Origin of the sequence: Brevibacterium sp. SIMBA_078, assembly GCF_046534565.1 — a bacterium.
Classification (GTDB): domain Bacteria; phylum Actinomycetota; class Actinomycetes; order Actinomycetales; family Brevibacteriaceae; genus Brevibacterium.
Window position 1 is genome coordinate 1 of the sequence record NZ_JAWRYQ010000423.1, and the last position, 250, is coordinate 250.

The window sequence follows — 250 nt, forward strand, 5'->3', positions numbered from 1 at the left end:
CAAAGTGTTGGTTATTTTCTTTTGCCATGATTGCACTTACAGGCACCATAAAACCATGGCTTTCTCCCTGCTGTTGTTTAAATTGCACTTCTGCACTCATACCCGTTCTGATACCTGCGATATCATTAGCTGAGATTTTTAAAATAATAGGAAAAGCATTCGCTCCTTGAGCAGCTGAGCCAATTTCTTTAATTTTAGCATTCAACGATTTATCTAAAGCTGAAATAGTTACCTTTGCCGGTTTATCAAT

General features: G+C 37.2%; 1 protein-coding gene. It reads right to left on the reverse strand.

What is annotated here, in order from left to right; genetic code table 11:
* On the reverse strand, nucleotides 1-250 hold a 250-nt coding region (locus SB749_RS20270), incomplete at both ends, for a hypothetical protein (protein WP_410711893.1).